The sequence below is a fragment of the Aeromonas sp. R1-1 genome, from assembly GCF_040908495.1.
Lineage (GTDB): Bacteria > Pseudomonadota > Gammaproteobacteria > Enterobacterales > Aeromonadaceae > Aeromonas > Aeromonas veronii.
In genome coordinates, this window is record NZ_JBFODV010000094.1 from 1 (window position 1) to 4,430 (window position 4,430).

Genomic DNA, 4,430 nt, shown 5'->3' on the forward strand with positions numbered 1-4,430 from the left:
GAGCGTTACGGAAAAGGCGTAAATATCAAAACATGTTTGCATGAGGCGCTGGGGCGCCCCATGCAACACGTAATTGGGACATAGCCATAAAAAACCGGGCTATCGAGCCCGGTTCAAGTGAGGTTGGAAAAACAGTCCGTACTGCGAGCCGTTTGTCCAGCCTGACTCAGATATCGATCCGGCGAGCTTGCCAGAACTTGTTGCGCCAGTATTGGCTATCCAGCTTGGAGCGCGTCACACCAGCTCGAGTCGAGGCGTGGATGAATTCGCCATTGCCGACATAGATGCCAACGTGGTTGAGACGACGATTGATTTTGAAGAAGACCAGATCACCTTCGACCAGATCCTGCTTGGAAACGCGCGTCCCTTCGTGGACTTGGGAGCGGGTATCGCGGGGTAATTCGATACCGACGGCATTGCGGAACACTTCACGGGCAAAGGCGGAACAGTCGATACCGCGCTGGCTGCTGCCACCCATCCGGTACGGAACACCACGCCACTCTTTATATACAGTCAGGATTTCATTCACATCGGGTGTCTGAGAAGCTTCCGGTTCGATGACAGGTTCAACCATGGAAACTTCGATCTTGCTCGCGACCTCGGGTTGGGGTGCCGAGGCACAACCCACCATTCCGAGCGCGACCAGCAGTAGCATCAGGTGGCGCAATCCTTTATCCCCGCTAAATAGTAAATCTTGTTAAAATACGGCCCCAAAGGGCAATTTATAAGGCAACAGCACCCGACTATATCCAAGAATTCTATCGAGGCAAGTGAAAATCCCTATCAAGCTCACATTTTTGCAAGGAAATGCACGATTTTTCATAATTAATGTGATCATGCCCAAACAATATACAATCGCAAAAAGAGCCTTGGGCCTCCTAGATAACTGGCTTTTATCCCTGCTTCAGCACCTTTTTAAAGTGAAAAATCATGATCGAAACCGATCTTTTTTTGTTAAAACCGGCCAGAGTATGCCAGGAACTGCTTGCTCAATTGCCTGAATGGCTGTCAACCGATGAGCTGCATATCTGGCAAGCCATGACCCATCCTGAACGACGTCAGGAATATCTGGTGAGCCGCGCCCTGCTGCGCCAGCTATTGGCCGGGCGGCTGCAACAACCTGCCGCCAGTCTGCAATTTTGCAACGGCCCCCACGGCAAGCCCCGACTGCATGATGATGCTTGGCAGTTCAATCTGAGCCACAGTGGCAGCTGGCTGGTGTTGGCACTCTGCCCGCAGGGGCCGCTTGGGGTGGATATCGAACTGGGCAAACGGCGGCATCATCCCCTCCCGCTGGCCCGCCGGTTTTATGCACAGAGTGAATATGAGTGGCTCTGCGCACTGCCTGCCCAAGAGCAGGAGAGTGCCTTCTACCGGCTCTGGTCGCGCAAGGAGGCGGTACTGAAAGCCCACGGTGGCGGCATAGCTGCGGGGCTGGAGAAGGTACGGTTTCTCCCGGAGGAAGGATGGCGACTCGACAACCGGCTCGATGACACCCCTTATCAGGTACAGGATTGGCCCTTTGCCAGCGGCTGGCTCAGCCTCGCGGCGGCAACAACCCCCGTGGCCTTTTACCGGCTAGATGAGCGCTTGAATTGCCACTCGGTTAACCCCATGTTACTCAACACCCTTTCTGAAGAGTCCAACCCATGATCGTCGACATTACTCCCCAGAATTTTCACGCTGAACTTATCGATGCGTCCATGAAGAAGCCCGTCGTCATCTATTTCCATGCTCCGCAGATGCCGGAGTGCCAGGGGATGACACCGCTGATCGAATCACTGATTGGGCCCGCCAATGAGCAGGTAACCCTGGCCAAGGTGGATATGAACGATCCCCAGTTGCAGCCGCTGGCCAGTCAGCTCGGCCTGCGCGCCCTGCCCGCATTGGTGCTGTTCCATCAGGGTCGCCCTGACGAACAGGGGATCATCGAAGGACCGCAGGATGAAGCCACCCTGCGCCAGTATTTCGCCGCCTTCGCCCCCAAAGAAGAGGAAGAGTTGCTGGCCAAGGGGCAACAAGCACTGGCTGACGAGCAGCCCAGCATCGCCTATGCCCATCTGACCAAGGCACACCAGCTGGCTCCTGAACGCCACGACATCAGCCTGTGGCTCATTCAAGCAGCCCTCGACCTCAACCTGCTGGATGAAGCGCAGGAGCGCCTCGGCACCATCCCGATGGCGGCGCAAGATAGCCACTTCCATACCCTGAGCTCACGGCTGGCGCTGGCCCTGCAAGCGGCAGATAGCCCGGAACTGCGCGCGCTGGAAGCTCGTCATGCAGAACAGCCTGATGATTTTGCCCTGACTCAGGAGCTGGCGGTGCAATACAACCAGGCTGGTCGTCAGGAAGAGGCGTTGGGACTGCTGCTGGAGATCCTCAAGCGGGATTTGGCATTCGGCGATGCCAGAAAGACCTATCTCGATATTCTGGCGACCATGGGCAGCACACCGGTGGCGCAGAGCTACCGTCGCAAACTCTATAGTCTGCTCTACTGATCGGAATCGAACTGGCTGGTAATGATGGGGGAGTGCCGGGAGACCGGCATGACCTCATGGGTCAAGTACGAAGAAGGTATTGTGGGAATAAGGTGCTCTGGGAATAGTGGAAATACGGTGAATTTCAGGCAAAAAAAAATGGCGCAAAACTGCGCCATTTTTTTCGCATGGATTACTTCTTGTAGGAAGTAGCCATGTTGTCGATGCGCTGGTTAGCACGCATAGCTTCTTGCTTGGCTTCGGCAACATCAGCAGCGATTTTGGACTGATCAGCACGAACTGCGCTAACATCTTGAGCCAGTTGGTCAACTTTGTTAGACAGATTCTGAACGGAAGTTTCCAGTTCGCTAGTGTTTGCGCAACCACCCAGCAGAGCGGACAGACCAACAACACCTACCAACAACAATTTTTTCATTTTTAAAGCTCCCTTGAACTCGCCAGACGTTTAGCAAGCGGCGTGATTATGGCACAAAAAAATCCTACTTTGCATAGTCCCCACCACAGATAAATGCATTAAAACCCTCATTTTTTTTTGAATGAACAGTTTTTGTCCAGATTCGTCTAAAAAATGAGTGCCGTGTGGTGGGGGCACGGACAAAGGTTAACCAAATTTTTGCCTTATTACAATTTCGTATGAGGCTCAGGCTGTACGTTCTGACAACAATTGACGATATTGCACCAGATCCTCGATGGTCAGCACCGGCATCTGGTGTTTGCGACCGAACGCAACCAGATCTGGCAGACGCGCCATCGAGCCATCTTCTTTAGTCAATTCACACAACACACCAAACGGTTTGAGACCAGCCAGCTGCATCAGATCGACCGTCGCTTCGGTATGACCACGACGGGTAAGCACCCCACCGGTTCGCGCCCGCAGCGGGAAAACATGACCCGGGCGATGCAGATCACCCGGTTTGGCGCCGTCTGCGATGGCTGCACGGATGGTGGTGATGCGATCAGCCGCCGAGACACCGGTCGTGACACCCTGCGCCGCTTCGATGGTCACGGTAAAGGCGGTCTGGTAGTGGCTGGAGTTGGCCTCCACCATCATCGGCAGTTCGAGCTGGCGAACCCGCTCGTCGGGCAGGCAGAGGCAGACGATGCCGGAGCACTCGCGGATCATCAGCGCCATCTGTTCATTGGTCATGGATTCGGCGGCGAAAATGAGGTCGCCCTCGTTCTCCCGATCTTCATCGTCGGCCACCAGCACGCCGCCTCCGGCACGCAAGGCAGACAGGGCCGCTTCGACACGGGCAACGGGATCACCGAATTCACTGAGTAGAGACTGATTCATGGTAAAACTCCTAAACAAGACAAGGACCAGAATCAGGGCATGGAAAGGCAGACAGAGACGGGCATGCGGCGGCCAGCCCATAAGGGCCAACACGGCAAGGTCTGTCTTATCCTCTTTCATCCGGACTATGACCGTCGGCTCCGGCATCTCACCGGATCTGCTGACCCCGACCTGGCAATCAGCCAAATCGGGCGCTCGCGGGCTCCCCGAGTCAATCGGGATACCGCCGGTGGGGAATTGCACCCCGCCCTGAGAATAAGCGCAGACAGCCTAAAGAAAAACGGTTGCAGATACCAGCCAAAATCCCCCGCAGGCTGAAAAGCGTTTCAACATTGCGCACGGGATCCCGCTCTGCGGCGTGCGAGGCTATGACTGGCGAATTTCTTTATGGCGCGGATCGGTTTATGGCATAGTTCCCGAAACCAAAAAACAGGGCCCGAAAAGAGAGCCTGAACAACGCTGCCGGCGCAGACAGCAGCGCCAACACCACAAACGGAAAATGACAGAGATGGAAAAGAAAATACTGCTCACGGATTGCCCGGATGCCAAAGGGCTCATCGCCAAGATCACCAACATCTGCTACAAGCACCAGCTCAACATCATCAAGAACGATGAGTTTGTGGATCACGAGAATGGCC

General features: G+C 54.9%; 6 protein-coding genes and 1 riboswitch. Of the genes, 3 read left to right on the top strand and 3 right to left on the bottom strand.

Annotated elements, in window-relative coordinates; genetic code table 11:
- Positions 1 to 166: 166 nt before the first annotated feature.
- The gene (locus AB5Y92_RS05465; protein ID WP_005334331.1) at positions 167 to 655 is read right to left on the bottom strand and encodes a C40 family peptidase; all 489 of its coding nucleotides are present in this window, start codon (positions 653 to 655) and stop codon (positions 167 to 169) included.
- A 275-nt stretch (positions 656 to 930) separates the two neighbouring features.
- Between AB5Y92_RS05465 and AB5Y92_RS05470 the strand changes: the two genes are divergently transcribed.
- Together AB5Y92_RS05470 and AB5Y92_RS05475 are read left to right on the top strand one after the other, a co-directional pair.
- Positions 931 to 1,653: a 4'-phosphopantetheinyl transferase superfamily protein gene (locus tag AB5Y92_RS05470; RefSeq protein ID WP_368225879.1), complete on the top strand. Its 723-nt coding sequence runs from the start codon at positions 931 to 933 to the stop codon at positions 1,651 to 1,653.
- Positions 1,650 to 2,498 carry a tetratricopeptide repeat protein gene (locus tag AB5Y92_RS05475; protein ID WP_368225881.1) on the top strand — a complete coding sequence of 283 codons (849 nt, stop codon included), beginning with the start codon at positions 1,650 to 1,652 and terminating at the stop codon, positions 2,496 to 2,498. The genes AB5Y92_RS05470 and AB5Y92_RS05475 overlap by 4 nt, the downstream gene beginning before the upstream one ends.
- Positions 2,499 to 2,670: 172 nt before the next feature.
- Here the strand turns inward: AB5Y92_RS05475 and AB5Y92_RS05480 are convergent, their stop codons facing one another.
- Entirely contained in the window at positions 2,671 to 2,913 is a 243-nt protein-coding gene (locus AB5Y92_RS05480) for an Lpp/OprI family alanine-zipper lipoprotein (RefSeq protein WP_005334342.1), read from the bottom strand.
- Positions 2,914 to 3,138: 225 nt separating this feature from the next.
- Positions 3,139 to 3,792 (bottom strand): 3,4-dihydroxy-2-butanone-4-phosphate synthase, encoded by a 654-nt coding sequence (ribB, locus tag AB5Y92_RS05485; RefSeq protein ID WP_005334344.1) that lies wholly within the window; start codon positions 3,790 to 3,792, stop codon positions 3,139 to 3,141.
- 104 nt (positions 3,793 to 3,896) lie between these two features.
- A riboswitch (FMN riboswitch) is annotated at positions 3,897 to 4,053 on the bottom strand.
- A gap of 247 nt (positions 4,054 to 4,300) precedes the next feature.
- Here ribB and AB5Y92_RS05490 point away from each other — a divergent pair.
- Positions 4,301 to 4,430: ACT domain-containing protein (locus tag AB5Y92_RS05490; RefSeq protein WP_368225883.1), on the top strand; the 130-nt coding region annotated here is incomplete at its 3' end.

What these genes read in the sequence shown, in the direction of transcription:
- AB5Y92_RS05475 (WP_368225881.1), top strand. Translation starts at nt 1,650, where the DNA reads ATGATCGTCGACATTACTCCCCAGAATTTTCACGCTGAACTTATCGAT.
- AB5Y92_RS05470 (WP_368225879.1), top strand. Translation starts at nt 931, where the DNA reads ATGATCGAAACCGATCTTTTTTTGTTAAAACCGGCCAGAGTATGCCAG.
- AB5Y92_RS05480 (WP_005334342.1), bottom strand. Translation starts at nt 2,913, where the DNA reads ATGAAAAAATTGTTGTTGGTAGGTGTTGTTGGTCTGTCCGCTCTGCTG.
- AB5Y92_RS05465 (WP_005334331.1), bottom strand. Translation starts at nt 655, where the DNA reads ATGCTACTGCTGGTCGCGCTCGGAATGGTGGGTTGTGCCTCGGCACCC.
- ribB (WP_005334344.1), bottom strand. Translation starts at nt 3,792, where the DNA reads ATGAATCAGTCTCTACTCAGTGAATTCGGTGATCCCGTTGCCCGTGTC.